Annotated in this window: 26 protein-coding genes; 14 read left to right on the top strand and 12 right to left on the bottom strand. The window is 65.8% G+C overall.

The features are described from left to right. Nucleotides 1-34: 34 nt before the first annotated feature. Nucleotides 35-970, bottom strand: a complete 936-nt coding sequence (locus VGU00_RS03050) for a M48 family metalloprotease (protein ID WP_327465362.1) — start codon at nucleotides 968-970, stop codon at nucleotides 35-37. A 103-nt stretch (nucleotides 971-1,073) separates the two neighbouring features. On the opposite strand from VGU00_RS03050, the gene VGU00_RS03045 reads away from it, so the two are divergent. From VGU00_RS03045 to VGU00_RS03025, 5 genes are all read left to right on the top strand, one after another. Next, nucleotides 1,074-2,123: a COX15/CtaA family protein gene (locus VGU00_RS03045; protein ID WP_327465360.1), complete on the top strand. Its 1,050-nt coding sequence runs from the start codon at nucleotides 1,074-1,076 to the stop codon at nucleotides 2,121-2,123. After that, a complete protein-coding gene (locus tag VGU00_RS03040) occupies nucleotides 2,120-2,923 on the top strand; it encodes a hypothetical protein (RefSeq protein ID WP_327465358.1) in 804 nt (267 codons plus the stop codon). The genes VGU00_RS03045 and VGU00_RS03040 overlap by 4 nt, the downstream gene beginning before the upstream one ends. Nucleotides 2,924-3,097: 174 nt before the next feature. Continuing rightward, entirely contained in the window at nucleotides 3,098-3,577 is a 480-nt protein-coding gene (gene rplM / locus VGU00_RS03035; RefSeq protein WP_327465356.1) for a 50S ribosomal protein L13, read from the top strand. Then, entirely contained in the window at nucleotides 3,577-4,074 is a 498-nt protein-coding gene (gene rpsI, locus VGU00_RS03030; RefSeq protein ID WP_327453429.1) for a 30S ribosomal protein S9, read from the top strand. Before rplM ends, rpsI begins: the two co-directional genes overlap by 1 nt. A gap of 104 nt (nucleotides 4,075-4,178) precedes the next feature. Beyond that, nucleotides 4,179-4,484, top strand: a complete 306-nt coding sequence (locus tag VGU00_RS03025) for a hypothetical protein (protein ID WP_327465354.1) — start codon at nucleotides 4,179-4,181, stop codon at nucleotides 4,482-4,484. Between the two features lie 41 nt (nucleotides 4,485-4,525). On the opposite strand, the gene VGU00_RS03020 is transcribed toward VGU00_RS03025, so the two are convergent. From VGU00_RS03020 to VGU00_RS03000, 5 genes are all read right to left on the bottom strand, one after another. Beyond that, nucleotides 4,526-5,335: a hypothetical protein gene (locus tag VGU00_RS03020; RefSeq protein ID WP_327465352.1), complete on the bottom strand. Its 810-nt coding sequence runs from the start codon at nucleotides 5,333-5,335 to the stop codon at nucleotides 4,526-4,528. A gap of 92 nt (nucleotides 5,336-5,427) precedes the next feature. After that, entirely contained in the window at nucleotides 5,428-6,471 is a 1,044-nt protein-coding gene (locus VGU00_RS03015; RefSeq protein ID WP_327465350.1) for a phosphotransferase, read from the bottom strand. Continuing rightward, the gene (locus tag VGU00_RS03010) at nucleotides 6,468-7,574 is read right to left on the bottom strand and encodes a hypothetical protein (RefSeq protein ID WP_327465348.1); all 1,107 of its coding nucleotides are present in this window, start codon (nucleotides 7,572-7,574) and stop codon (nucleotides 6,468-6,470) included. The genes VGU00_RS03015 and VGU00_RS03010 overlap by 4 nt, the downstream gene beginning before the upstream one ends. Nucleotides 7,575-7,623: 49 nt before the next feature. Further along, the gene (locus tag VGU00_RS03005; RefSeq protein WP_327465346.1) at nucleotides 7,624-8,472 is read right to left on the bottom strand and encodes a metallophosphoesterase; all 849 of its coding nucleotides are present in this window, start codon (nucleotides 8,470-8,472) and stop codon (nucleotides 7,624-7,626) included. Beyond that, nucleotides 8,469-9,299: a diacylglycerol/lipid kinase family protein gene (locus VGU00_RS03000; RefSeq protein WP_327465344.1), complete on the bottom strand. Its 831-nt coding sequence runs from the start codon at nucleotides 9,297-9,299 to the stop codon at nucleotides 8,469-8,471. The genes VGU00_RS03005 and VGU00_RS03000 overlap by 4 nt, the downstream gene beginning before the upstream one ends. A 122-nt stretch (nucleotides 9,300-9,421) precedes the next feature. On the opposite strand from VGU00_RS03000, the gene VGU00_RS02995 reads away from it, so the two are divergent. From VGU00_RS02995 to VGU00_RS02985, 3 genes are read left to right on the top strand one after another with little or no spacing between them, the layout of a single operon-like run. After that, nucleotides 9,422-10,348, top strand: a complete 927-nt coding sequence (locus VGU00_RS02995) for an alpha/beta hydrolase (RefSeq protein ID WP_327465342.1) — start codon at nucleotides 9,422-9,424, stop codon at nucleotides 10,346-10,348. After that, a complete protein-coding gene (locus VGU00_RS02990) occupies nucleotides 10,345-11,139 on the top strand; it encodes an NTP transferase domain-containing protein (RefSeq protein WP_327465341.1) in 795 nt (264 codons plus the stop codon). The genes VGU00_RS02995 and VGU00_RS02990 overlap by 4 nt, the downstream gene beginning before the upstream one ends. Further along, a complete protein-coding gene (locus VGU00_RS02985) occupies nucleotides 11,136-11,900 on the top strand; it encodes a phosphocholine cytidylyltransferase family protein (RefSeq protein ID WP_327465340.1) in 765 nt (254 codons plus the stop codon). Before VGU00_RS02990 ends, VGU00_RS02985 begins: the two co-directional genes overlap by 4 nt. On the opposite strand, the gene VGU00_RS02980 is transcribed toward VGU00_RS02985, so the two are convergent. The 5 genes from VGU00_RS02980 to VGU00_RS02960 are packed head-to-tail and all read right to left on the bottom strand — an operon-like array spanning nucleotide 11,888 to nucleotide 16,812. After that, the gene (locus VGU00_RS02980) at nucleotides 11,888-12,316 is read right to left on the bottom strand and encodes an HIT family protein (protein WP_327465339.1); all 429 of its coding nucleotides are present in this window, start codon (nucleotides 12,314-12,316) and stop codon (nucleotides 11,888-11,890) included. The genes VGU00_RS02985 and VGU00_RS02980 overlap by 13 nt on opposite strands. Then, the gene (locus tag VGU00_RS02975) at nucleotides 12,313-13,416 is read right to left on the bottom strand and encodes a CDP-alcohol phosphatidyltransferase family protein (RefSeq protein ID WP_327465338.1); all 1,104 of its coding nucleotides are present in this window, start codon (nucleotides 13,414-13,416) and stop codon (nucleotides 12,313-12,315) included. Before VGU00_RS02975 ends, VGU00_RS02980 begins: the two co-directional genes overlap by 4 nt. Continuing rightward, nucleotides 13,413-14,552 (bottom strand): hypothetical protein, encoded by a 1,140-nt coding sequence (locus VGU00_RS02970; RefSeq protein ID WP_327465336.1) that lies wholly within the window; start codon nucleotides 14,550-14,552, stop codon nucleotides 13,413-13,415. The genes VGU00_RS02975 and VGU00_RS02970 overlap by 4 nt, the downstream gene beginning before the upstream one ends. Further along, on the bottom strand, nucleotides 14,552-15,271 hold the full coding sequence (locus VGU00_RS02965; protein WP_327465334.1) for an HAD-IB family phosphatase: 720 nt from the start codon (nucleotides 15,269-15,271) through the stop codon (nucleotides 14,552-14,554). Before VGU00_RS02965 ends, VGU00_RS02970 begins: the two co-directional genes overlap by 1 nt. Then, a complete protein-coding gene (locus VGU00_RS02960) occupies nucleotides 15,268-16,812 on the bottom strand; it encodes a lipopolysaccharide biosynthesis protein (protein ID WP_327465332.1) in 1,545 nt (514 codons plus the stop codon). Before VGU00_RS02960 ends, VGU00_RS02965 begins: the two co-directional genes overlap by 4 nt. 128 nt (nucleotides 16,813-16,940) lie before the next feature. Here VGU00_RS02960 and VGU00_RS02955 point away from each other — a divergent pair, with 128 nt between their 5' ends. The 4 genes from VGU00_RS02955 to zapE are packed head-to-tail and all read left to right on the top strand — an operon-like array spanning nucleotide 16,941 to nucleotide 20,306. Further along, on the top strand, nucleotides 16,941-17,723 hold the full coding sequence (locus VGU00_RS02955) for a succinate dehydrogenase iron-sulfur subunit (protein WP_327465330.1): 783 nt from the start codon (nucleotides 16,941-16,943) through the stop codon (nucleotides 17,721-17,723). Beyond that, the gene (locus tag VGU00_RS02950; protein ID WP_327465328.1) at nucleotides 17,723-18,700 is read left to right on the top strand and encodes an MBL fold metallo-hydrolase; all 978 of its coding nucleotides are present in this window, start codon (nucleotides 17,723-17,725) and stop codon (nucleotides 18,698-18,700) included. Before VGU00_RS02955 ends, VGU00_RS02950 begins: the two co-directional genes overlap by 1 nt. Continuing rightward, nucleotides 18,697-19,188 carry a PaaI family thioesterase gene (locus VGU00_RS02945; RefSeq protein WP_327465326.1) on the top strand — a complete coding sequence of 164 codons (492 nt, stop codon included), beginning with the start codon at nucleotides 18,697-18,699 and terminating at the stop codon, nucleotides 19,186-19,188. Before VGU00_RS02950 ends, VGU00_RS02945 begins: the two co-directional genes overlap by 4 nt. Further along, entirely contained in the window at nucleotides 19,185-20,306 is a 1,122-nt protein-coding gene (gene zapE / locus VGU00_RS02940) for a cell division protein ZapE (RefSeq protein ID WP_327465324.1), read from the top strand. Before VGU00_RS02945 ends, zapE begins: the two co-directional genes overlap by 4 nt. Here zapE and VGU00_RS02935 read toward each other — a convergent pair. Further along, on the bottom strand, nucleotides 20,277-21,320 hold the full coding sequence (locus VGU00_RS02935) for a hypothetical protein (RefSeq protein WP_327465322.1): 1,044 nt from the start codon (nucleotides 21,318-21,320) through the stop codon (nucleotides 20,277-20,279). The genes zapE and VGU00_RS02935 overlap by 30 nt on opposite strands. Nucleotides 21,321-21,675: 355 nt before the next feature. On the opposite strand from VGU00_RS02935, the gene mdh reads away from it, so the two are divergent. Then, the gene (mdh, locus tag VGU00_RS02930) at nucleotides 21,676-22,638 is read left to right on the top strand and encodes a malate dehydrogenase (protein WP_327465320.1); all 963 of its coding nucleotides are present in this window, start codon (nucleotides 21,676-21,678) and stop codon (nucleotides 22,636-22,638) included. Between the two features lie 61 nt (nucleotides 22,639-22,699). Continuing rightward, the gene (gene sucD, locus VGU00_RS02925) at nucleotides 22,700-23,590 is read left to right on the top strand and encodes a succinate--CoA ligase subunit alpha (protein WP_327465318.1); all 891 of its coding nucleotides are present in this window, start codon (nucleotides 22,700-22,702) and stop codon (nucleotides 23,588-23,590) included. The last annotated feature ends 43 nt before the right edge of the window (nucleotides 23,591-23,633 follow it).

The raw sequence follows: 23,633 nt of genomic DNA, 5'->3' as shown, positions 1-23,633 counted from the left end.
AGTGGAATGCCCCCAAAATAGGATGCGCCCCGGGTTATTCCAAGGGTGGCAGCGCGTCGATCAGCGGCGGACGTCTCGCCGGCCCGGCGGCACGGGCCGCGCGCATCGCGGCGATCTCGGCTTCGATAGCGGCGATGCGCTCGCCGCGCGGCGGATGCGATGCCGCGCGGACAAGCGGCCGTTTGTGGCGGTTCCAGAACCGGACTGCTGCAGCGGGATCATAGCCGGCATCGGCCATCAGCCATACCGCCAGCCGGTCGGCTTCGAGTTCGGTCGCGCGGACCCGCGCGGCGGACCGATCCTTGCCCAACCGTTCACGATGGCGAAGGATATTATGCGCAAGCTCGTGCGCGACGACGGCTGCGAGCTCGCTGTCGTCGGCGATCGACCGGGCCAGTTTCAGCGTCACGCGCACAAGGATGCCGTTCGCGGCCGCCTGCGCCCCGCTGAGTTCGACGCGAAACGCACTCGCGCAGCCCGGTGCCGGCGCCATCGGGTAAAGCCGTCCGGCGCTGTCGGTGACGGTCCATGCCGCGGTCGGATCGATTGTATAGAGTTTCACGATCGCGGTATCGATCCGGATCGTCGGCCCGGTATCCGATGGCGCAATGGCATCGCCGTTGATGGCGGCGATCCGGGTACCGCGCGTCAGTCCGGCGCGATCGGCGGGTGACCCGGGGACGACCGCGGCGACGAAGGCGCCGTCGCCGACGCCGTAGGTCCCGCTGGCCGCAGCACGCTCACCCGGCTTGAACTGGCGCAGGTCGCCGAGAATCCATCCGGGCTGCGGCGTGACCTCGGGGCACCAGCCGGCGCTCGCCGTCGTCAGCCGGTAACCGATCGTGGCGAGCCGCGTTTCCTGTTGGGCGAGCGCGGAATAGTCGTCGGCACGGCCTTCCCCCGCCTTCACGAGCGTCGGCGACAGGGCGAGCATCAGGGCGGTGGGCAGGAACAGGAGGCGGCGCGACATCGGCACCGCTTATCAACGCCCGGCTGTCGGGGCCATGAATTTCCCCGGGGCGGCGGTTTCCGGCCCTTGCCTATCGCCCGGCAAGCGCCGATAGGGCGGGGCGATGCCGCACGATCCCGCCCCGTCTGCCCCTCCGACCCGCCAACCCCGCCCGGCCGCGCTCGCGCGCTGGCTGTGGGCCGTTGCCCTTCTGGTGATCATCGTGGTCGGGGTGGGCGGTATCACGCGGCTCACCGAATCCGGGCTTTCGATCACCGAATGGCGGCCCGTGTCGGGCGTGATCCCGCCGACGACCGAGGCCGGCTGGATCGCCGAGTTCGAGAAATACAAGCAGATCCCGGAATATAAGGAAATCAACGTCGGCATGACGCTGGCCGGCTTCAAGGCGATTTTCTTCTGGGAATGGCTGCACCGCATCCTCGGGCGACTCGTCGGCATGGCGCTGGTCGTGCCGCTGATCTGGTATGCCTGGCGTCGCGCCATTCCAGCGGGCTATGGATGGCGCCTGCTCGCGCTTGCCGCGCTTGTCGGGCTGCAGGGCGCCATCGGCTGGTGGATGGTCGCCTCGGGGCTCGAATATCGCACCGACGTCAGCCACTTCCGCCTTGCAACGCATTTGCTGACCGCGCTGTTCCTGCTCGCGGGCCTCGTCTGGACTGCCCGCGACCTTGGTGCGCTCGCGCGTAGTCCCTCGGCGCGGCCCGCGCGATTGACCGGCCCGGCGGTTGGTATCGTCGCGATCCTCTTCGTCCAGCTGCTGTTGGGGGCGTGGGTTGCAGGGCTTAATGCCGGCTATGTTGCCAGCACCTGGCCGCTGATGAACGATCATTTCGTGCCCGAGGGGATCGACTGGGCCGGGGGCGCCTGGCTCGCGCTGACCAATGATCCCTTCCTGATCCATTTCCTGCATCGCTGGTGGTCGTGGATCGCCGCGCTGGCGTTGCTCACGCTGGCGCGTACCTTGTCGCGGCGCGGCGCGCGCACCGAAGCGGGCTTGCTTGTCGCGGTTGTCGCCGCACAGATGCTGCTCGGCATCTGGACGGTCGTGTCGGGTGTGTCGATGTGGGTCGCCGTGTGGCATCAGGTGACGGGCGCCATCCTCGTTGCGATTGCAGCGGCGGCGCTGCATCGATTGGGCCGCGCGGCGGCATGACTGCGGCGGGCGCCCTTCTTGGCGCGCTCTTGCTGTTCGCAGCCGATCCTCTGCCGCCGCCCGTTGAGGGAGCGGCGACAGCGATCGCACATTTCCACTTTGCCCCGCCCGTCGGCCAGCCGATGGCCTATCGCGTGACGACGCGCCGCATCGGTCGCGACGGGGGGCTGATCAATTTCTCGCTGATCTATGCCTTGCAATGGGAACCGCTCGGACGGGGCTACCGGCTTCAGGCGGTGCTGCAGCGGATCGATTCGGACGCCCCGCCCGAAGTGACCCGCGCACTGACGTTGATGCTGGAGCCGATGGTCGGCCAGGAGATCGCCTATCTTGTCGCGGCCGACGGTAGTCGTGTCGACCTGATCGATCCCGATGGTTTGTGGGAGCGGGTGATTGCCCGGATAGAAGCCGCGGGTGCCGAAGGCGGCCGGCCCGAAGCCAGGCAACTCGCTCAGCTTGTCGCCGCACTGCCCGCGGCCGAGCGCGACAGGCTGGCAAGCGCCGACATTCGCGCGCTGATTGCCCCGGCCAACGGCGACATCCCGGTCAGGGCGCAGGATGCCGGTGCGAGCGTGTCGATGCGGCATGGCGGCACGCACCAGACCTTTGCCAAGATCGAACAGGCTTCGGCCGTGGTCGGTGCCGCCGACCGGCCGCTGGAGATCGACAATTTGTGGACGGTCGATACCGCCACGGGGCTGGTCGTTCGCGAACAGCGACAGAGTTGGATCATCGAGCCGGACGGCGACGGGCGGACGCTTGTCGAGGAGCGCGTGCGCGCCATCGAAGCGGCGCCCTGATCGATAGGGTATCATAATACCCGTCAGCAAAGCCGCGCAATGCTTGACTTTCGACACGGCTTTCGCCATTGGCCCGCTCCGAAGCGCCGCTTCGTCCATCCGGGACAGGCGGCGCGGTTTGTTTCGGGCGGCGCGTGTCGCTCGTCCTAGTCCATCTCTGTCAAGGAGCGTGCCATGAAGGCGCTGACCAAGACGACCGTTTCGGCCAATGCCGGTACCGTCGAAAAGAAATGGGTGCTGATCGACGCCGAGGGTCTCGTCGTGGGCCGCGTTGCCTCGATCATCGCCAACATCCTGCGCGGCAAGCACAAGCCGTCGTTCACCCCGCACGTCGATTGCGGTGACAATGTCATCGTCATCAACGCCGAAAAGGTGGCGTTCACCGGCAAGAAGCTGGCCGACAAGCGCTACTACAAGCACACCGGTTATGCCGGCGGCATCAAGGAAACGAGCCCCCAGAAGATTCTGGAAGGCCGCTTCCCCGAGCGCGTGCTCGAAAAGGCCGTCGAACGCATGATCCCGCGCGGCCCGCTCGGCCGCCAGCAGATGCGCAACCTGCGCATCTTCGCCGGCACCGAACATCCGCACGAAGGGCAGAACCCCGAAGTGATCGACGTCGCGTCGATGAACCGCAAGAACAAGGTGGGTGCATAATGGCTGACGAACAGACCATGACCGATCTCAAGGATCTCGCCGGCGCCGTCGAAGGCACCGTCGCTCCGGCCGCGCCGACCGCTCCGCTCCGCGAAAAGCAGGTCGACAAGCAGGGGCGCGCTTATGCGACCGGCCGCCGCAAGGACGCCGTCGCCCGCGTGTGGGTCAAGCCCGGTACGGGCAAGATCACCGTCAACGGCCGCGACCAGGAAGTCTATTTCGCGCGTCCGACGCTGCGCCTCGTCATCAACCAGCCCTTCGGCCTGACCGAGCGCGTTGGCCAGTATGATGTGATCGCGACCGTCAAGGGCGGTGGTCTGTCGGGCCAGGCCGGCGCGGTTCTGCACGGCATCGCGCAGGCATTGACCCGCTTCGAACCGGCGCTTCGCAGCCCGGTCAAGGCGGCAGGCTTCCTGACCCGCGACAGCCGCGCGGTCGAACGTAAGAAGTACGGCAAGGCGAAGGCCCGCCGCAGCTTCCAGTTCTCGAAGCGCTAAGAGCTTTTCCACCGACGGGTGGAGAGGGAAGGGCGGTCCGGCAACGGGCCGCCCTTTTTGCTGCGCGCATTGCGGGGCCGGGCGCCGCGCCCTAGATTGCGGCCATGGTGTTCGACCTTCGCCGCGCGCTGCTCAGCAAGAAGGAAAAGGAATCCTCGCGGCTGATGGACTTCGAGTTCCGCCAGCGCGCGCGGAGCTTTCGCCTGGTCGCCGAAGCGCTCGGGCTGCCGGGGGATGATCTGGTCCGGCAGATCGCACTGTCGGGCGACGAGGCGATCCTCGACCGGCTGATGAGCGAGCACGGCATCGCGCGGAGCGAACTCGGCGAACTCTACGCCCGCTGCCGCGCCGGGGCCTATCGCCAGCTTGTCCAAGAGCTGGGTGATCCGACACCGCACCGGCTGGGGTAGGCGGCGCAATTAGAGGAATCAACTGCGTTGCAGCCGCGAAGTCACAAGTCCGAAAAGTCGTCATCTTGCGGATCGGTTGCAGAAAATATTTCTATCGATTTTAGCCTCCCATCAGAAGAGACCTTTTTTCGGTATGATATGGATACCGGATAGTTGACCTTACTAATGTAATGATCCAGAGACCGAGATAGTATGGCCATGGTTCCCGCCTTCGATCTCCTGTCTACAACGAACCTGACGGTTCTTCCCAGTTCAGGAAAATAAGCTCTTCCTGTACGATCATTCGCGTTTAGTGCTGATATCGTAACTAGCTGTATGTCATTTCCGCCATCATTAGTGCTTTGGAGATAGTTCTTCGAGTTTTGATCAAAATATACAATAGTCTTTCTGGAACTTTCCTCATATATTTCAATTTTTTCAATCGTATTTCCTATTCCGTAGTGACCCTTTTTTAGGGCGGGTTCGACCGCTTCAACAAGAGCTCCTATGTCACCGCTCCTTTTGCGGTCTAGCTCTTCAATTGGCTCAGAGATTTCGGTTGGCTCGTTGCCCACAGCCATATTTAGAACCAACTTACCTAAATCATAGATCGCGTTAGTCGCTAGGCCTACGGCAACCGTGCCAGCGATAATTTTGAATTTCCAGTTAAAGCTTCCTTCTTCAGTTCCCTCAAGAAAAAACTGAACATCTGTACTGAAAGGGTAGCGATATCTCACTTCGCCAGTAGCGGCGTAGTGCCCTATTAAGGCGAGGGCTCTAGCAATGCCGGCGGCCGATTCTAAGCCGGAAAACGCTTCAATCCGATGCTCATCTGCATCTCCACCAAGGAAGCTGACTATCAGCGTCGCCATATCCAATCCCCTCGCCAAAAGGATTTAGACCATATTGGACAAGTTTGATCAAGAACGTCGCCTTTTAGCCTGCGGCTCCGAATGATAACGAACTAAAGCAGCTCCAGACTCCCCAGCGCCAGCGCCTGCCGCGCGGGGCGTTCGGCCATCACCGCGAACATCTCGTCGCCGCGTGTCGTGCGCTCGACGCTCATCGAGGCGAAGACGGCCATGAAATAGCCGCTCAATGCGCCGATGCGGTAGTCGGTCCACAAGGCGTCGGCGTCGGGGTCGATGCCCTCGGCGCTGAGCGCCGCGATCCAGTGGTCGAAGGCGGGGCGGTCGGCGGCGGCGCGTTCGAAGGGGTCGGCGATGCTGGTGCCGATGAGGTAGGCAAGGTCGTTCGCGCCGCTGCCGCGGCCGAGCGTCTGCCAGTCGACCAGCCAGCAGCGCGCGCCTTCTGAGCTGAACAAGATATTGTCGATGCGAAGGTCGCCGTGGACGAGCGTTCGCGCCGCGGGTTCGCGGGTCAGATAGGCGTCGAGCCGCTCGACGATCCCCGCGCCGATCTCGAGGATCTCGGGCGACAGGCGCCGGGCGTAGCGTTCGCGGAAACCGAGGTAGAGCTGCGGGAACATCGCGCGGATGAGGTCGCCATTGTCGCGCGCGATATAGGGCATGTCCGCGAGCCGGGCGTCGTTCCACATATAGGCGTGGAGCTTCGCCGCCGCCTCGATGCACGGGACCAGACCCGCAAGACCGCGTCCGGCGAGCTGGTCGCCCTGCGTCGCGGGGGCGAGGTCGGAGAGGATGAGCAGGAATTCGACGTCGTCGTCGGCGATCGCTTCGAAATAGCAGGTCGGCGCCGGCACGCCGCTCGCCGCCGCGAGATGGCGGTACCAGCTCACTTCCTTGACATAGGTGCCGGTGAGCTTGGCGATGTTGCGGCTCGCCTCGTCGTGGCTCGGGCATTTGGCGATCACGCTCTCAGGGGCGTCGACGCCCGACTCCCAGTCGAGCGTCAGGCGATAGCTGTCGCACATCTGCCCGGTGCCGACCTTGCCCACGGCAAAGCCGCGCAGCGCGTCCGGCGCCTGTCCCAGTTTTTCGGCGAGCCACGCGGGCGTTATCGCCTCGGGCGCGGTCGGGAAGCTCAAGGCGCGGGGTCCATCAGGCCGCTGAGCCCGGTCGGGGCGTGCGGGCCGACGAACAATTGTTCGAGCACGCCGAGGCCGCGATGCGTCGTGCCGCCGTCGACGAGTTCGGCGGTGACCAGCGCCTGGATATGCATCGCCAGCGGATTGCCCCAGCTGCGCTCGGCCTCGGCGAGCGTGTCGTGCGCGACCGCCAGTTCGGGGCCATGATCGAGGCCGTGCCCCCAGACCGGATGCGTGTAGCCGAGCCCGCTCATCGCAAAGACCGGACCGGCCGGGGTCAGCGTCAGCCGCTGGCCGTGGCCCAAATCGGCGGTCATCCGGGCGATGCGCCGCGATCCGCGTGACCACTCGATATCGAAAGCGGCGTCGGCGAAATGCTGTTCGGTTCCGTCTTCGCTGCTCTCGCTGTCGCTGACGATCACCGCGCGGCGGTTCCATGGGCTGCCCGCACCGTCGTCGTTGCTATGGAAAAAGAGCGAGCGATCGTCGAAATTGCAGGGTGTCCACAGCCAGAAGAATTGGGTGAAATTGCCCTCGGGCGGCGGCTGCGGCTCGCTGGCGCCGACGGGACGCACGCCCCAGCTCCGGTCGCGCGTCCCGCTCCAGCCGTCACCCAGCTCGATCTTCTCGCCGCCGACCGACAGCCAGCCCGACCAACTGCCGTTCTGCGTCATGCGGGTGTAGTCCATGAACAGCCGCGTGCCGTTGCGACGGATGAAGCGCGGTTCCTCGATCGGGAAATGGCGGTTCATGAAGCGTAGCTCGCCTTCGAGCGGGCCGTCGTTCGGCGAGATGTGGAGCGTCAGCACCTGCAGCGGAATGTCGATATCGAGGATGATCGGCCCGACCGACAGGTTCAGCCGTTCGCCGCCCGACCGGCGGCTAGCGCGGAGGTTATACTGTACGCCGTTCAGGATGACGCAAAAGCTGGCGTCGACGATCCCGAGCTGGGGGTAGAAGCCCATCGCCGCGGCGAAAAAGACCGATCCGTCGGGGCTGTAGCCGTTGAAGAAATAGCGGTCGTAGAAGTTGCGGTCGGTTCCGGCGAACGCAATCGGTTCGCTGGTCTGGTGCAACGGAAAATCGTCGCCGCGTGTCAGCATATGTCCTCATCCCGTTTTTTCTTGCAACGTAACGGGAAGACGGCGCGCGTCAATGCACCGGTGGATCGACCGGCGGCACCGCCGCGACGGGCGCGACCGGCTCACCCGGTTCGCGCGGCGGCAGCGCGTCGGGCGGTATATCGTCGATCTGCATGTCGGGGGTCGGCACCTGTTCGAGGTTGCGCACGCGGACGCCGATCGCCGTGCCTTCGACGGTGAGGTCGTTGAAGCTGGGCGGGGTCGAGCGGATGCGCTGCGACAGCGTCCCCGCGCCGATCATGCGGATCGGCCCGGCGGTGGTTTCTTTCACGAGATCGAAGGCGTCATGAACGTGCCCGGTGAGTACCGCCGCGACGCCGCGCTTCGCCAAAGCCGCGAGTGCGCGCTCGCCGCCGCGGGTGAGCGCGCGGCCCCTGGTGCCCGCCTCGACCAGCGGATGGTGCGCGGTGACGAGCACCGTGGTACCCGGTGGCAGCGCGTCGATTGCGGCGAGGGTCTTTTCCAGCGCGCGGTGCGTCACCCAGCCTTTCGACCAGTCGAGCCGCCACTGCGCCCGCGCCGTTGTCTTGAGCGGCACCACCGCGACCCCTGCCAGATCGAGTTCGCGTTCGACCAGCCGCTCGATCCCGCGAATGCGGCGATAGGGGTAGAAGAAACGCTCAAAGGGATTGAAATAGGGCAGGTCATGATTGCCGACCTCGACCGTCACCCTGACGTCGAGCGCCTCGATCCAGTTGCACGCCGCGGCAAATTCGCGGCTGCGCGCGCGCATGGTGAGATCGCCGGTGATCAGCACCGCATCGGGGCGCTCGCGCCGTACGCAATCTTCGAACCATGCGAGCGCGGCACGATCCTCCAGCCCGAAATGCAGATCGCTGATATGGAAAAGCCGTGTCATGCCGTCGCGACGAAATCCACGGCGCTGGTCCCGAGTTCGAAGCGTGCGGGGGAGGTCGTCTCGCCGAGTTCGCCATCATATTCGAGGCTGATGGGGGCCGCGCTTTCGAGAATGATCGTCTCGCCCTCGACGATTTTCTCGCTCGGCCCGTCGCGGAAATCCCCGCCGAGCCAGGCAAGACCGTGACGGAGTACGTCGGCGGTGCCCTCGGTCAGGATGCCGTCGGCGCGGATGCCCTCTGCGGTCGGGGTCAAGATGACGGCGGGATAGCTTCGCCCGCGTCCGGCAACCGCGACCCCGGGCGCATTGAGCATGGCATCCAGCGCATCGGGCGCGGCGCGGCTTGCCTCGATCAACCCGTCCTGCCGCATCGTTTCGCGCACTTCGGCCCAGCGTGTTGCGGGGCCGGCCACGATGGTGATGAAGGCGTCGCCGTCGTCCGAGCGGATTGTCGGGATCGGGCGTCGCCGTCCTTTGCCCTGCAGCGCATCGGTCAGGATGTCGGGTGCCGGCCGGTCGCCGTGCAATGCCTTCGAGAGCAAGTTGAGCGTGCCGCCGGGCAGCGGCAGGATCGCGCCGGTCCAGCCGGCCGCCCGCGTCGCGGCGGCGTTGATCGTGCCGTCGCCGGTCCAGACGATCAGCAGGTCGATGTTCTGCCGGATGAGTTCGGCCGCATCGGGGATGTCGCCGTCGGGCAGTTCGAAAACGGCGGAAAGCGGCGAACCGGCCGCGCGGCAGGTCTCGACGATCTCGGCGAGGACGGCGTCGTCATGGCTGCCGCTCTGGCTGTTGCAGACAAGAGCCGGGCGTGAATAGTTGCTGGTCATCACCCTGTCCTACGCGCGAACGCGAAAAAGGTGGCCGTCTATATCGCGCGGCCGTCTTGTTCGCCGCCCCGCCGCCCTGTAGGGCGCGAACGATGGCGGGGCCGGTTTCCAAAGGACGACGGTTGATCAAATTCCTCTTCGTGGTGGTGCTGCTCGTGCTGCTGTTCGGCGGCGGCGCCAAAATGATCGTTGCGGGCGGTGCGAAGTCGCTCAACATGGCCGACCGGCTGCTCGGACAGGGCGATGGTGCCCGGCTGCTGCTTGCCGACCAGCCCTATGGCCACGGACCGCGTCAGTCACTCGACATCTGGGTTCCCGAAAACGCCGAGGCGGACGACCGGCTGCCCGTCGTCGTCTTTTTTTATGGTGGCGGTTGGGACAGCGGCGAGCGCGATAGTTACGGTTTTGCCGGGCGCGCGCTCGCGCAGCAGGGTTTTGTCGTCGTGATCCCCGACTATCGCCTTGTGCCCAAGGCGCATTGGCCAGACTTCGTCGAAGATAGCGCCGCGGCGGTTGCGTGGACGCATGAGCATATCGCCAAGCTCGGCGGCGACCCCGACCGGATCGCGCTGATGGGCCATTCGGCGGGCGCCTATAACGCCGCGATGCTCGCGCTCGACCCGCAATGGCTGCGCGCCGCGAAGAGCGATCCGTCGATCGTCCGCGGCGTCGCGGGGCTGGCCGGGCCCTATGACTTCCTGCCGCTCGAAAAGGGCGGGCGCGGTGACCGCGCGATGGGCAAGGTCAAGCCGATCGAACGAACCCAGCCGATCCATTTTGCGCGCGGCGATGCGCCGCCCTTGTGGCTCGCGACCGGCGATGAGGATGACACGGTGCGGCCGCGCAACAGCCAGAATCTCGCCGCCGCGATCGAGAAGGCGGGCGGGCAGGTGACGCTGCGCATCTATCCCGGCATGGGGCATACGGGCATCGTGATGGCGCTTGCCGCGCCGTTCCGGAGCAGGGGGCCGGTGCTCGAAGAGGCGACCGACTTCCTGCGCGGCGTAACCGGACGTCGCATCGCGCCCGCGTCGGAAGCCGCACAATGAGCGCCCCGATCCCGGCGATCGTGCTGGCGGGCAGCCGGCCCGGTCCCGATCCCTTGCTTTCGGGAAGCGGCGTCTCGACGAAGGCGCTGCTGCCGATCGCGGGGCAGGCGATGCTCGTTCATGTCGTGAAGGCGCTCCGGGCTTCGCCCGAAGTCGGCGCGATCAAGATCCTCGCGCAGAACAGTGCCGAGCTTGCGGCTGAGCCGGGGCTTGCGGGCCTCGCCGACCTGCATTTTGCCGATTCGGGGCAGGGGATCAGCAGTTCGCTTGCCGCCGCGCTGCCGCCGGGCGACGATCCACTGCTGGTGACGACCGCCGACAATGTGCTGCTCACGCCCGCGATGATCGCCGAATTTTTGCGCGGCGGCGCGGACAGCGATGTCGCGGTTGCGATGGTCGAGCGCGACATACTGCTTGCGCGCTACCCTGAATCGAAGCGCACCTGGCTCAAGTTCCGCGGCGGCTGGTGGTCGGGCGCGAACATGTTCCGACTGCGCGGGCGCCGCGTGCTGCCCTTGCTCGATTTCTGGGGTCGCATCGAACGCGACCGCAAGAAGGGGCTGAAGATCGTCGCCGCCTTCGGGCCATGGCTGCTCATCGGCGCGCTGCTCCGCCTCTTCACGATCCAGCAGGGGATCGCGCGCGGGGGGCTTCGTTTCGGGCTGAGGGCGAAGGTCGTGCCGATGTCGGAGCCCGAGGCGTGCATCGATGCGGACAAGCCCGCCGACATCGACCTCATCGAAGCGATATTTGCCGCGCGGCGGGAAGCGGCTATAGGCCGGCCCCTATGACCATCGACAAAGCCATCATCCTGTCGGCCGGGCAAGGCTCGCGCCTCCTGCCGCTGACCCGCGACATTCCCAAATGCCTGATCGATTTCAACGGCCGCAGCCTCATCAGCTGGCAGGTCGCGGCACTCGTCGCGAACGGGATCAAGGACATCGTCGTCGTCACGGGTTTCCGCACCGAGCGGGTCGAGGATCATGCGCTGCAGCTCTATCGCGACACCGGCGCGCGCATTCGTACCCTGTTCAATCCCTTCTTTCAGGTTGCCGACAATCTCGGCACCTGCTGGATCGCGCGCGAGGAGATGGACCGTGATTTCATCATCCTCAACGGCGACACCATCATCTCGGACGAGATCGTCGCGAAGCTCATCGCGGGCGCGAACGAGCCGATCAACGTCACCGTTGACGTCAAGGCCGACTACGACGACGACGACATGAAGGTGAACCGCGACGCCGAAGGTCGCCTGCATCACATCGGCAAGCGCCTGCTGCCCCCCGACACCAATGCCGAGTCGATCGGCATGCTGGCGTTCGTCGGCGATGGCCCGTCGATCTTCCGCAATCAGGTCGACCAGATGATGCGCACCCCCGATGGAGTCGAGCGCTGGTATCTGCGTGCGATCGACATCATCGCCAAGGGCAACCGCGTCGGCACGGTGTCGATCGAAGGGCTCGAATGGCAGGAAGTCGACTTCCCGCAGGATGTCGAGGCCGCGGACGCGCTTACCGCGAAATGGGCCGAAGAAGGCCGCTACGCGAAATAGGGTTTGAGCCAGCCGGCTAGCGCGGCGACCTCTGCGTCGTCCAGTTTCACCGCTTGCCCGAGATCGGGCTGCGCCGGCCAGCCGGCGTCGGCGATGGTCAGCCCCGCGCCCGAACGTTCGCCCTCATAGCGGGGCAGGACGTGGAAATGGACGTGCGGGTCGACCATCATCAGCATCAGATAGTTGATCTTCGCATAGCCGACCGCTTGGCCGAGCGCGCTTTCGATCGCGGCGGTCGCGAGTTTGAGTTCGGCATGCGCTGCGGCCGGCAGCTCGCCGAACGCGGTCGCGTCCGACTTCGCTGCCAGCACCAGCGCGCCGAGCGTCGGCTGCGCGGGGCGCAGCAGCACGACCCAATGATCATATTCGGCGATCAGCGTCGCGGGATGGCCGAATTTGGCGATGGTCGCGTTCATGCTTCCTCCATCCAGCTGACGATCGGACGCCCCGACCGTTTGACGGCATAGGCCTGCACCAGCCGCACCGCATGGACGACCAGCGAGATGACGGTCCACCACGCCAGCGCGATCAGCCCGATATCGGGACGTCCGGCGAGCGTCGCGACAAAGAGGATCGCGATGTTCGGGTTGCGGCGCGCGGTGACGAGGCGGAAGTCGCTGTCGAATTTTTGCCAGACATGGATGTCCATGCCGAAGTCCTTGATGAACAGTCCCTCGATCACGCGTTGGAGCACATAGCCCGCGACGACCGCGATCATCACGAGCAGGAAGGTCTGGTTCGAGAGCGCAAGGCCCCAGCTACCGAGCCCGACGCCCCAGAAATACCACCAGAAGGGCGGGTGGACGAGGTCGACGCCATGGTCGGCGACATTGCCCCATTTCGACGAGGTGATCGTGCAGCGCGCCAGCTTTCCGTCGACGGTGTCGAGCACCATGAAGATGAAGCCCGCGAGCATGCCCGCCCAGTAATGGCCGTAAGCGAACAAATAGGTCGCATAGACGCAGAGCGCGGCGCCGATCGCGGTGACCATGTTCGGCGTCATGCCGATGCTCGCGGCGCCGCGCGTCAGCCACAGGGCGATTTCGGGCCAAAGATATTTGGTCAGCGCGTCGGTCACGCCCTTGTACGCGCCGAAATAGCTCTTCCGTTCGATCTCGCGCCGGGTGGCGGGGGTGAGCCGCTGGACGAATGGGCAGTCGAGCTTGCGGAGCTGGCGGTTATAGATTTGCGGGTTGTCGCGGTAATCGATGATGGTCAGCGCGTTGCCCTGCTGCGCGATATCGTCGGGTTGCATGCCGTCCGTCAGATACGCCATCACCAAGTTGCTGCCGTCCATCAGCACCGTGCCGGGCAGCGTCACGATATGCCGCAGCCACACCGGGTCGAAGACATAGTCGAGATTGACATAAAGCTGCGCGCCCGAGGCCGGAACGGTTTCGGGCAGCCCTTCGGCGCGCGCCAGCCGCCGCAGCCGCTCGGCATTGGTCATGCCCCACAGCAAGGTCGGATTGTCGCCGATCGGCGTCAGGGCGGGCATGGCGGGCGTGTCGATCATCGCCCGCTCTTATCCTGCCCGGCGCCCATTGCAAGGAAGCGCGAGATCGCTTCCGCGCCGCGCCGCGCCGCGCCGGCCGGGTCGCCGCCGATGGATTCAGCGAGCCTTTCGCATTGTTCGGCGGAATAGAGGGCATGGCGCGCCGGAGCCTGATCGAGCGCGCTCGGCAACTGGGCCAGGTCATCGAGGACGTCGCCGAGCGTCCAGAAGAGATAATCGGGATCGCCAACCCAGTCGACGCTATGCGCGTTGAGGAACAGGCACGGCCGCGGGGTACCGAGAAACTCGTAAACCTGGCTGCTCACATCGCCGAGATAGATGTCGGCGCCGCTCGTATAGCTCATATCGAACAGCCTGTCGGACTGCAGGTCGATCAATATCTTGTCGGGTATCGCCAACTGCTGCACCGCTTCGCGCGCGGCATCGCCCGCCTCGGCGAACAGGCGGATGTGCGGCGCGACCACGAGGTTGTAGTGGTCCTGCGCGGCGAACCAGGCGATGACATCGCGCCCGAACCGGTCCCACGACGACAGCCCGCGGTGGAAATGCGGCGCATAGAGAACGGTGGGGCGGCCATTGTCGAACAGCGGCTCGCGGATTTTCTGCAGCCGCGTCATCAGGTCGAGCTTCACATAGCCGTTGACCGCATAATGGCCAGGGCGGATCGTCCCCGCCTCGAGCAGGCGCTGTTCGCTCTTCTCGCCCGCGACCAGCACGAAATCGAAATGCCGATCGCGCGGGTCGAGCATGATCGCGCGGTCGCCCGCGCCATGCGGGGTAAAGATCAGCCGCGTCTTGCGCGGAAGGAAATGGCGGATCGCGGTGCTCGTCCGTTCGGGAACGACGATCGCGTCGAACTGGCGCAGGAAGCCCAGCGCGCCGAACAGGATGGGCAGGCGCGGATGGCGAATGAGCGCGCGGTCGCGCAGCCACCTGCTGATACCGCGCTGCCCGAGCAGCGTGACGCGCGGGGCGAAACCGGGATAGGCGTGCGCCACCTGATCGACCATGCGCAGATGGTCTGCGCTCGCGACGGCAACCTCCACCTGATGGCCATCGACCGCCATTTCGGCGGCGATGGGCAAGGCGTGGAATATCTGGTGCGGTTCGCCGATGAACAGGAACAGGATGCGCATTACCGGGCCCCGATCACCGAGCCCGCCGCGGGGTCTTCGAAATCCGCAGCATGCCAGCCATGTTGCGCTGCACGTCGGATGAATTTTTCGCCGCGCCCGATCAACCAGGCTTCGTCCGCCAGCGCGAACGTGGGCGCATCGCTGGTATGATCGGAATAGGCGCGGATATGCGCGGTGCCACCGGCGGCATGGACCGCCAGCCATTCGGCGACGCGCCGCGCTTTTTCATCGCCGTAACAATTGGGCCCGTCGAGGCCGGGTAGCCAGTTTCCGTCGGCGTCGCGGCGATGGCGCGATGCGACGATCGCATCGAAATCCAGCGCATCGGCGATGGCGCCGGCATAAAATTCGGGCGCTGCGGTCGCCATCAGCAGGCGATATCCCTCGGCACGATCGCGCGCGATGCACGCCGCGGCGCCGGGCGGAACGTCCTGCGGCACCCGCCAGGCGGCGAAATGCGCCGCGAGCCTTCCCGCGCGTGCGGGCGATATGCTGCCACCCAGCATCAGGCGGATGGCGGCGGGCTTGAACCGGTCGCGCCCGTAGAGGCGGAGCGCATAGCCGATCATCAGCGCGGCGAGCGCGGGAAGCAGCAGCAGACGCCACGGCGCCTCGCGCGCCGCCGCCCAGAGGAGGAACAGGGTGAAGGTCGGTTTGCGCAGCACGGTGCGGTCGAGATCGTAGATCGCGATGCGTGCGGACGGCGACATGCCGGTCATGCGTCATCGCCTCCCAGCAAACGCAGCCGGCGGCCGGTCTTGCCGAGCGAGGCGCGATCGGCGAACGGGAGGGCGAAGCGCATCGATAGCCAGACCGAAGCGACGGCGATCAGCGCGATCAGCGGCAGCGAAAACACATCGGGCAGCCGATCGGCGAGCAATGTCAGCGCGCCTGCCGCCAACGTGATCGCGCCGGCACGGATGGCGACTGCGGGGAACTGCGCGTCGAAGGGGTGGAGCTTTTCGGTCGCCGCGAGCTGGAGCATGGGAATGCCGGCCATCGTGACGACGCCGATCGCGGTGGCCAGCGTGACGCCGGTGAGCGGGTCGAGGTGACCGACGATCAGCCATCCGGCACCCACCGCAAGCCCGACGCCGAAGATGCTGGCGGTCAGTTGCTGGCTGAAGGCGGCAACGACTTGCAGCACCGGCGCGGCAATACCGAGGACGGCCTCTGCCGCGCGGGCGAAAAGCAGGATCACAAGCGCGGCTTGCGCCGCTTGTGCCTGCTCGCCGAACAGCCCGAGCAGAGAGGCGCTGCCCGCCGCGAGCACGGCGGCGAGGGGCAGGGTGATCGCGGAGATGAGCCGCGTCGCATAAGCGTAGATATCGGCGACCTGACGCCGGTCCTCGCGCTCGGCGCTCGCGGCGAGGGGCGCCATCACATAGACGAAGGCGATCCGGACGAGCTGGACGACGCTCGACAGCTTGCGCGCGATGGTGAAGAGCCCCGCCGCTGCCGCACCCGCCGCGCCGGGCAGGAGCAGGTTGAGGATCAGCGCCGGCGCGTCGCCGAACAACCGCGCGATGATATTCGACGGCAGGATCGAAAGTCCCGCCCAGAATGTGTTGCGCGCGGTCTCGGTCACCCAGGGGCCGCGCCACAGGTCGGCGAAATTATAATAGCGGGCGAGGAGCCGGATACAGAGGATCGCCGTGATCGCGAGCGAACAGAGGTGCGCGATGAACAGGCCCTTGAGGCCGAGCCCGCCGGCAAAGAACAGCCCGGCAAAGACCAGCCGGATCACCTGCTCCCACACGATCCGCAGGCGGATTTCGGCACCGAACACCATGCGCGCGCGCAGCGCCGATGTGGCGATTTCGACAAAGGCCCACAGCGGCAGCGCCCAGACGAAAATCTGGATCGCGGGCGTGACCAGCGCGCGATCCCGCTCAGCGACGTTGAGCAAAGGCCCGAGCTCTGCGGCAAAGAAGGCGATCAGCGCCGCGACGATCAGGCAGGGGCCAACGCCGAAGATCATCGCGGTGCGCAGCGCCGCCGCCGCCTCGGCGTCGCTCGCCGATTGCGGCACGGTGCGCTGCATCGCGCTGGTCATGCCGGTGTCGAAGATATTCTCGAGCAGGTTGATCGTCGCCCACAGCACGGCATAGAGGCCATAGCCTGCGAGGCCGAACATCAGCACGTAAAGCGGCTGGGCGACGATCTCGACGACCGCACCCAGCCGCGCCAGCACGGTTGTGCCGAGCCCGCGCGCGACGCTGCGGCTGGTAACGGCGGGTTGGGCGGCGTCTTCGCTCATCGGTGCGCACCTAGCGGCTCGTCCGCCGCGCCGCCAGCGGCTTTCGTGCATTCTCCGCTTCTTCACCCCCTTGTCGACTCCGCCAATCGGGTCTAGGCAGCGCGCAATTGCATAGGGAACCCCGCGATATGGCTCAATTCGTCCTGCCCAAGAACAGCCGCCCGCAAAAGACGGGCAAGGTCCACAAGGCCGAGGGCGCCGCGGCAGTGAAGAAATTCAAGGTCTATCGCTACGACCCCGACAGCGGCCAGAATCCGCGTTTCGACACCTTCGAGATCGACACCGAAAAATGCGGTCCGATGGTGCTCGACGCGCTCATCAAGATGAAGAGCGAGCAGGATTCGTCTCTGACCTTCCGCCGTTCGTGCCGCGAAGGTATCTGCGGCAGCTGTTCGATGAACATGAACGGCAAGAACGGCCTCGCCTGCACCACTGCGATCGAGGATCTGAAGGGCGACATCACGATCACCCCGCTGCCGTCGATGGACGTGATCAAGGACCTCGTCCCCGACTTCACCCATTTCTACGCCCAATATGCGTCGATCGAGCCTTGGCTGAAGACCAAGACGACGACGCCGAGCGGCAAGGAGCGGCTGCAGTCGCCCGCCGAGCGCGAAAAGCTCGACGGGCTTTACGAGTGCATCCTGTGCGCTTGCTGCTCGACGAGCTGCCCGAGCTATTGGTGGAACAGCGACAAGTTCCTTGGCCCCGCGATCCTGCTCCAGGCCTATCGTTGGCTCGCCGACAGTCGCGACGAAATGACCGGCGAACGGCTCGACGAACTGGAAGATCCGTTCCGTCTCTATCGCTGCCACACGATCATGAACTGCTCGAACGCCTGCCCGAAGGGATTGAGCCCGGCGCGCGCGATCGCCGAGATCAAGAAGCTCGAGGCCGAGCGGCAGGTCTGATGCGGAGGTGGCTGCCGGCGCTGGCCGCGCTGGCGCTTGCTTCCTGCGCATCGACGATCGAACCCGGAAAGGTCGCCGAACTGCCCGGTGCCGTTGCGCTGGGCGATGCGACTTGGCTCGTGCCGGGTGGGTTCGAGCCGGGCCGCTCGCCCGACGGCAACAGCGTCATCCTGCGGGGGACGGCAGGGGCCGTGCTCATCGACACGGGGCGACATGCCAGCCACAGCGAAGCCGTCGACCGGGCGCTTGGCGCGCTCGACATGCCGCTCGCCGCGATCGTCAACACGCACTGGCACCTCGACCATGTCAGCGGCAACCTGCCGCTCAAGACGGCACATCCCGACGTGCGGGTCTATGGAACTTCGGCGATCGACGGCGCGCTCGCGGGCTTTCTCGCAACCAGCGCAGAGGCGTCGCGCAAGGCGCTCGCCGCGGGGCAAATTCCCGCTGCCGCGGTTCCCGATGTGAAGGGCGATCTGGAAACGATCGGGCGCGGGCCTGAATTGCGGCCGGACATCGTCGTCGACACGCCGCACGACATCGTCTTCGCAGGCCGCGCCCTGTCGCTGCGGATCGCCCATCGCGCGGCGACCGAACGCGACCTCTGGATCTACGACGTCGCGGCCAGGCGCGCGATCGTCGGCGACCTTGTCACGCTTCCGGTGCCGTTCCTCGACACCGCCTGCCCCGAAGGCTGGCTGGAGGCGCTCGGCGACGTCGCGCGGTCGGGGGCGAAACAGGTCGTGCCGGGGCACGGGCCGGTCATGGATCGGCACGGCTTTGCCCGCTGGCGTACCGCCTTTGGCGATTTTATCGCTTGCGCGCGGGGATCGGGGGCGCTTGAGAGCTGTTCGGCGGGCTGGGTTGCCGGCGCCGCTGAATGGATCGGCAGCGACGGCGCCCGCGCGAAGGCGATGGCCGATTATTATGGCGAGCTGATACGCTCGAAAAAACTGGACGGATATTGCAGGGCATGAACGACGGGATCGAGGAACCGAAGCGCCGCGACCATTTCAGTGCCGAGGAACTCGACGGCGGCTGGCTGAGCTGGGACCTCAAGGACCCGACGCGTTTCAATGCCTTCATCGAACCGCTGACGGTGCGCGTCGAGGCGCCGACCGAAGACGGTCGCCCGCGCGCCCGCGTGCGCATGATCCCCGAACGCAAGCACAGCAATCTCGGCGACAATGTCCATGGCGCGGTGACGCTCGCGCTCGTCGACATCGCGCTGTTTGCGGCGTCGCACCAGTTCGGATCGCTCAACGCCGGCCATTCGGTGACGCTCGATCTGTCGACGCAGTTCGTCGGCGCGGGACGGGTCGGTGAGCCGCTGGATGCGCTTGTCGAGCTGGTGCGCGAAACCGGACGCCTCATCTTCCTGCGCGGGCTGGTCGTGCAGGGCGAGCGCGACAGCCATATTGTGCTCAGCTTCGCGGGGACCATTCGCAAGGCGACGCAGAAATGACAGGCGTGCTTGCGGCCTATGACGCGCTGGTTGCCGCCGGCGAGCTGAAGCCAGACCCCGAACAGCGTGCCGCCGCGGAACGGCTGAACCGGCTGCAGGCCGAACTCGAAGCCGTGCCGAAGCGCGGCAGCCTTCTCTGGCGCCTCGCCGGCCGCAAGCCCGAGGCGCTGCGCGGCATCTATCTGTGGGGCGCGGTCGGGCGCGGCAAGTCGATGCTGATGGACCTTTTCTACGACCAGCTCGCGATCGAGCGGAAGCGGCGCGTCCATTTCCACGCTTTCATGCTCGACGTGCACGCCCGGATGCGCGAGGTGCGCAGACAAGAAAGCGGCGATCCCATCCCGCTCGTCGCGGATGCGCTGGTCGAAAATGTGCGCTGTCTCGCGTTCGACGAGATGGTCGTGAACAACAGCGCCGACGCGATGATCCTCTCGCGGCTGTTCACCGCGTTGATCGAACGTGGCGTGACGGTCGTTGCGACCTCCAACCGGCCGCCGCAGGATCTCTACAAGGACGGGCTCAACCGCGAGCATTTCTTGCCCTTCATCGCGCTGGTCGAGGATCGCCTCGATGTGATGAGCCTCAATGGTCCGACCGATTATCGCCGCGACCGGCTGGGCGACGGCGCGCGGTGGTTCGTGCCCGCCGACGATGCGGCGAGCGCGGCGCTGTCGGCCGCCTTTTTCCGTCTCACCGATTATCCGCCGGAAGATCGCGCGCATGTGCCGACGCTCGATCTCGATGTCGGCGGCGGCCGGATATTGCATGTGCCGAAGGCGCTGAAGGGGGTCGCGGTCTTTTCGTTCAGGAAATTGTGCGGAGAGGCGCGCGGGGCTTCGGACTATCTGGCCGTCGCGCGCCATTTCCATAGTGTGATCCTTGTCGGCATTCCGCGCATGGGGCCCGAAAATCGTAACGAAGCGGCGCGCTTCGTGACGCTGATCGATGCGCTCTACGAATATAAGGTGAAGCTGCTCGCGAGCGCGGCCGCGATGCCCGACCAGCTCTATGTCGCGGGCGACGGCGCGTTCGAATTCGAGCGGACGGCGAGCCGCCTCGCCGAAATGCAGTCCGACGATTATCTTGCCCTAGGCCACGGCCAGGAGGACGCCGCCTAATATCTTGCCCCAGCGCGAAGAATTGACCGTGACCGAAATCAGGTCGCGGACATAACGGACCTCGTGCGCAAGATGGCCGATCGCCTGTTCGACCGTCCGGCGCAGCGTACGCAGAGGCTTGGGGGCCGCGAGACCGATCCGCGCCGGGCGCGCGGGCGGCCCCGACAGCGTCGCGAAGCCGCCGCTGCTTACGCGCGGATCACCGGCGACGGCGCGGCAGAGCGCTTCCATGCGTGCGATCGCGAGCCCGTTGGGAACCGCGCGGTCGCGGCTCAGCAATTCAAAGCTGTGGCTGAACGCCGAAAACTGGATGGCGCCGCTCGTCGCGCTATGGTCGAGCGCGTCGCGCATCTCTTCCTCGGACATGGCGCAAAGCTGAGCCGGGCGAAAGCGGCTCGCGCGGTCCATCAATCCGCTGACCGGTACCTCGACGACGCCGTGATGGGTGCGCATGCCGAGGTTGGCGGGATCGAGCGTGATGTCGCAGCCATGACCCCGGTAAGCGCCGTTGAAGCTGCTGTCGAAGCGGAAACCGAGCGCGGCGAGCGCGCGCAGCGTGTCGTCGTTGGCGCCGAAATTCCCGGCGCGAAAGGCGGTCGGTCTCGGCGCACCCGCGCCGGTCAATATGTCGCGCGCCAGCCCGATCAGCTTCTTTTGCGCCGCCAGGGGGAAGTCGCCGATATTGCGACCGGTCAGCCGCCCGACCGGGTTGAACCGGGCAAAGGCGAGCCATTCGGTGTGGATATGGACCTGGACCTCGTGCCCGCGCGCGACGACGGGCTGGACGATCGCGTCGATTACCTCGGGACCATAGACGAGCGCGGGCATCGGATCGATGAAGAAGACCCCGGTCAGCCCGTGGCGTTCGAGCATGTCCATCTGGAAATGGATGCCGAAATCGCCATCGCGGCAGCGGCCGAGGATCGAGCTTTCGAAATTGGCGCGCGCATCGGCGCCGCGCTGGTACAGGCCGGCGGACAATTCGGTGTCGAAGCTGATGATCGCGCGGGTCACGCCTCGCGCCTAGCACCGCAGCGATAAGGGAGGGTTAACCCGCGCATGCGCGATATACCGTCCGCCGCCATTGCGCATATCGGCCATGTTGCGGGGGCTGTCAGCTTCGCGAAAGGATCATATCTCTATCGTATATCGCCCTGAAGCATGGGCGGCAGAGCGACTCGCCCGCATCTTATCGTTATTGCGAACTATTAGCAAAAAAAGGCTGTTTTTCGTCCTTTTGGCGGTTGTTTCCTTAAGGGAATCGGCGTAGGGGCGTCGCCAGTCTTGGGACCGGAGCGGAGCTTTAGCCCGTGCTCCCGCCGGTCTGTGAACCAATTGCCGGGCTTGCCAGAAGGGAGTGCCGCGCGCCATGGGACGCAAGAAGATCGCATTGATCGGAGCCGGGAATATCGGCGGAACGCTGGCGCTGCTCGCCGCGCAGAAGGAACTGGGCGATGTCGTCCTGTTCGACGTCGTCGAAGGCGTGCCGCAAGGCAAGGCGCTCGACCTGTCGCAGGTCGGCCCGATCGCGGGCTTCGATGCAAAGATCACCGGCTCGAACGACTATAAGGATATCGCCGGCGCCGACGTCATCATCGTCACCGCCGGTGTCGCCCGCAAGCCGGGCATGAGCCGCGACGACCTGCTCGGCATCAATCTGAAAGTGATGAAGGCCGTCGGCGAAGGCATCAAGGCGAACGCCCCCGACGCCTTTGTTATCTGCATCACCAACCCGCTCGACGCGATGGTCTGGGCGCTGCGCGAATTCTCGGGCCTGCCGCACAACAAGGTCGTCGGCATGGCCGGCGTGCTCGACTCGGCGCGCTTCAGCCACTTCATCGCCGACGAATTCGACGTGTCGGTGAAGGATGTGAACACCTTCGTGCTCGGCGGTCATGGCGATACGATGGTTCCCGTCGTCCGCTACTCGACGGTCAACGGCATCCCCGTTCCCGACCTCGTCAAGATGGGCCTGTCGTCGCAGGACAAGATCGACGCGATCGTCAAGCGCACCCGCGGCGGCGGCGGCGAGATCGTCGCGCTGCTCGGCACCGGCTCGGCCTTCTACGCGCCTGCCGCCTCGGGCATCGCGATGGCCGAAGCTTACCTCGGTGACCAGAAGCGCATCCTGCCCTGCGCCGCCTATGTCGACGGCCAGTACGGCCTCGACGGTCTGTATGTCGGCGTGCCGGTGCTGATCGGCGCGAACGGCGTCGAAAAGATCGTCGAGATCGAACTCGACGATGCCGACAAGGCCGGCCTGCAGGTCTCGGTCGACGCGGTCAAGGAACTGCTCGACGCGTGCAAGAACCTGGATCCCAGCCTCGCCTGATCTTTTTCGCCGCGCCCGGCGTTTTCGGCCGGGCGCAGGCTCTCCCCGGGAGAATTAGAATATGTCCATCCTCATCGACAAAAATACCAAGGTCATCACGCAAGGGATGACCGGTGCCACCGGCACCTTCCACACCGAACAGGCGCTCGCCTATGGCACGCAGATGGTCGGCGGCGTGACGCCGGGCAAGGGCGGCACGCAGCACATCGGCCTGCCGATGTTCAACACCGTTGAAGAAGCGAAGCATGCGACCGGCGCGACCGCGTCGGTCATCTATGTGCCGCCGCCGTTCGCCGCCGACTCGATCCTCGAGGCGATCGATGCCGAGATCGAACTGATCGTCGCGATTACCGAAGGCATCCCCGTGCTCGACATGGTCAAGGTGAAGCGCGCGCTGTCGGGTTCGAAGTCGCGCCTGATCGGCCCGAACTGCCCCGGGGTGCTGACCCCCGAAGAGTGCAAGATCGGCATCATGCCGGGCAACATCTTCAAGAAGGGCAGCGTCGGCGTCGTCTCGCGCTCGGGCACGCTCACCTATGAAGCGGTGTTCCAGACCTCGAATGTCGGCTTGGGCCAGACCACCGCGGTTGGCATCGGCGGCGACCCGGTCAACGGCACCAACTTCATCGACGTCCTCGAACTCTTCCTCGCCGACGAAGCGACCAAGTCGATCATCATGATCGGCGAAATCGGCGGCGACGCCGAGGAACAGGCCGCCCAGTTCCTGATCGACGAAGCCAAGCGCGGCCGCAAGAAGCCGATGGCCGGCTTCATCGCGGGCCGCACGGCGCCTCCGGGCCGCCGCATGGGCCATGCCGGCGCAATCGTGTCGGGCGGCAAGGGCGACGCCGAAAGCAAGATCGCGGCGATGGAAGCCGCCGGCATCAAGGTGTCGGCGAGCCCGTCGGAACTCGGCACGACGCTCGCCGAAGTGCTCAAGGAACGCGTCTGACCGGACGGCCCGCCGGCACTCTTTGCCGGCGGGCCTCCGCTCC

The sequence above is a fragment of the Sphingopyxis sp. genome, from assembly GCF_035944815.1.
GTDB lineage: Bacteria > Pseudomonadota > Alphaproteobacteria > Sphingomonadales > Sphingomonadaceae > Sphingopyxis.
The sequence above is the reverse complement of the archived record's forward strand: the minus strand, read 5'-3'. Positions and strand labels throughout refer to the sequence as shown.

What these genes read in the sequence shown, in the direction of transcription:
- zapE (WP_327465324.1), top strand. Translation starts at nt 19,185, where the DNA reads ATGACAGGCGTGCTTGCGGCCTATGACGCGCTGGTTGCCGCCGGCGAG.
- VGU00_RS03005 (WP_327465346.1), bottom strand. Translation starts at nt 8,472, where the DNA reads ATGACACGGCTTTTCCATATCAGCGATCTGCATTTCGGGCTGGAGGAT.
- VGU00_RS02980 (WP_327465339.1), bottom strand. Translation starts at nt 12,316, where the DNA reads ATGAACGCGACCATCGCCAAATTCGGCCATCCCGCGACGCTGATCGCC.
- rpsI (WP_327453429.1), top strand. Translation starts at nt 3,577, where the DNA reads ATGGCTGACGAACAGACCATGACCGATCTCAAGGATCTCGCCGGCGCC.
- VGU00_RS02945 (WP_327465326.1), top strand. Translation starts at nt 18,697, where the DNA reads ATGAACGACGGGATCGAGGAACCGAAGCGCCGCGACCATTTCAGTGCC.
- VGU00_RS02955 (WP_327465330.1), top strand. Translation starts at nt 16,941, where the DNA reads ATGGCTCAATTCGTCCTGCCCAAGAACAGCCGCCCGCAAAAGACGGGC.
- VGU00_RS03020 (WP_327465352.1), bottom strand. Translation starts at nt 5,335, where the DNA reads ATGGCGACGCTGATAGTCAGCTTCCTTGGTGGAGATGCAGATGAGCAT.
- VGU00_RS03000 (WP_327465344.1), bottom strand. Translation starts at nt 9,299, where the DNA reads ATGACCAGCAACTATTCACGCCCGGCTCTTGTCTGCAACAGCCAGAGC.
- VGU00_RS02950 (WP_327465328.1), top strand. Translation starts at nt 17,723, where the DNA reads ATGCGGAGGTGGCTGCCGGCGCTGGCCGCGCTGGCGCTTGCTTCCTGC.
- VGU00_RS02965 (WP_327465334.1), bottom strand. Translation starts at nt 15,271, where the DNA reads ATGACCGGCATGTCGCCGTCCGCACGCATCGCGATCTACGATCTCGAC.
- VGU00_RS02975 (WP_327465338.1), bottom strand. Translation starts at nt 13,416, where the DNA reads ATGATCGACACGCCCGCCATGCCCGCCCTGACGCCGATCGGCGACAAT.
- VGU00_RS03040 (WP_327465358.1), top strand. Translation starts at nt 2,120, where the DNA reads ATGACTGCGGCGGGCGCCCTTCTTGGCGCGCTCTTGCTGTTCGCAGCC.
- VGU00_RS02985 (WP_327465340.1), top strand. Translation starts at nt 11,136, where the DNA reads ATGACCATCGACAAAGCCATCATCCTGTCGGCCGGGCAAGGCTCGCGC.
- sucD (WP_327465318.1), top strand. Translation starts at nt 22,700, where the DNA reads ATGTCCATCCTCATCGACAAAAATACCAAGGTCATCACGCAAGGGATG.
- VGU00_RS02970 (WP_327465336.1), bottom strand. Translation starts at nt 14,552, where the DNA reads ATGCGCATCCTGTTCCTGTTCATCGGCGAACCGCACCAGATATTCCAC.
- VGU00_RS02990 (WP_327465341.1), top strand. Translation starts at nt 10,345, where the DNA reads ATGAGCGCCCCGATCCCGGCGATCGTGCTGGCGGGCAGCCGGCCCGGT.
- rplM (WP_327465356.1), top strand. Translation starts at nt 3,098, where the DNA reads ATGAAGGCGCTGACCAAGACGACCGTTTCGGCCAATGCCGGTACCGTC.
- VGU00_RS03010 (WP_327465348.1), bottom strand. Translation starts at nt 7,574, where the DNA reads ATGCTGACACGCGGCGACGATTTTCCGTTGCACCAGACCAGCGAACCG.
- VGU00_RS03050 (WP_327465362.1), bottom strand. Translation starts at nt 970, where the DNA reads ATGTCGCGCCGCCTCCTGTTCCTGCCCACCGCCCTGATGCTCGCCCTG.
- VGU00_RS03025 (WP_327465354.1), top strand. Translation starts at nt 4,179, where the DNA reads ATGGTGTTCGACCTTCGCCGCGCGCTGCTCAGCAAGAAGGAAAAGGAA.
- VGU00_RS02960 (WP_327465332.1), bottom strand. Translation starts at nt 16,812, where the DNA reads ATGAGCGAAGACGCCGCCCAACCCGCCGTTACCAGCCGCAGCGTCGCG.
- mdh (WP_327465320.1), top strand. Translation starts at nt 21,676, where the DNA reads ATGGGACGCAAGAAGATCGCATTGATCGGAGCCGGGAATATCGGCGGA.
- VGU00_RS03045 (WP_327465360.1), top strand. Translation starts at nt 1,074, where the DNA reads ATGCCGCACGATCCCGCCCCGTCTGCCCCTCCGACCCGCCAACCCCGC.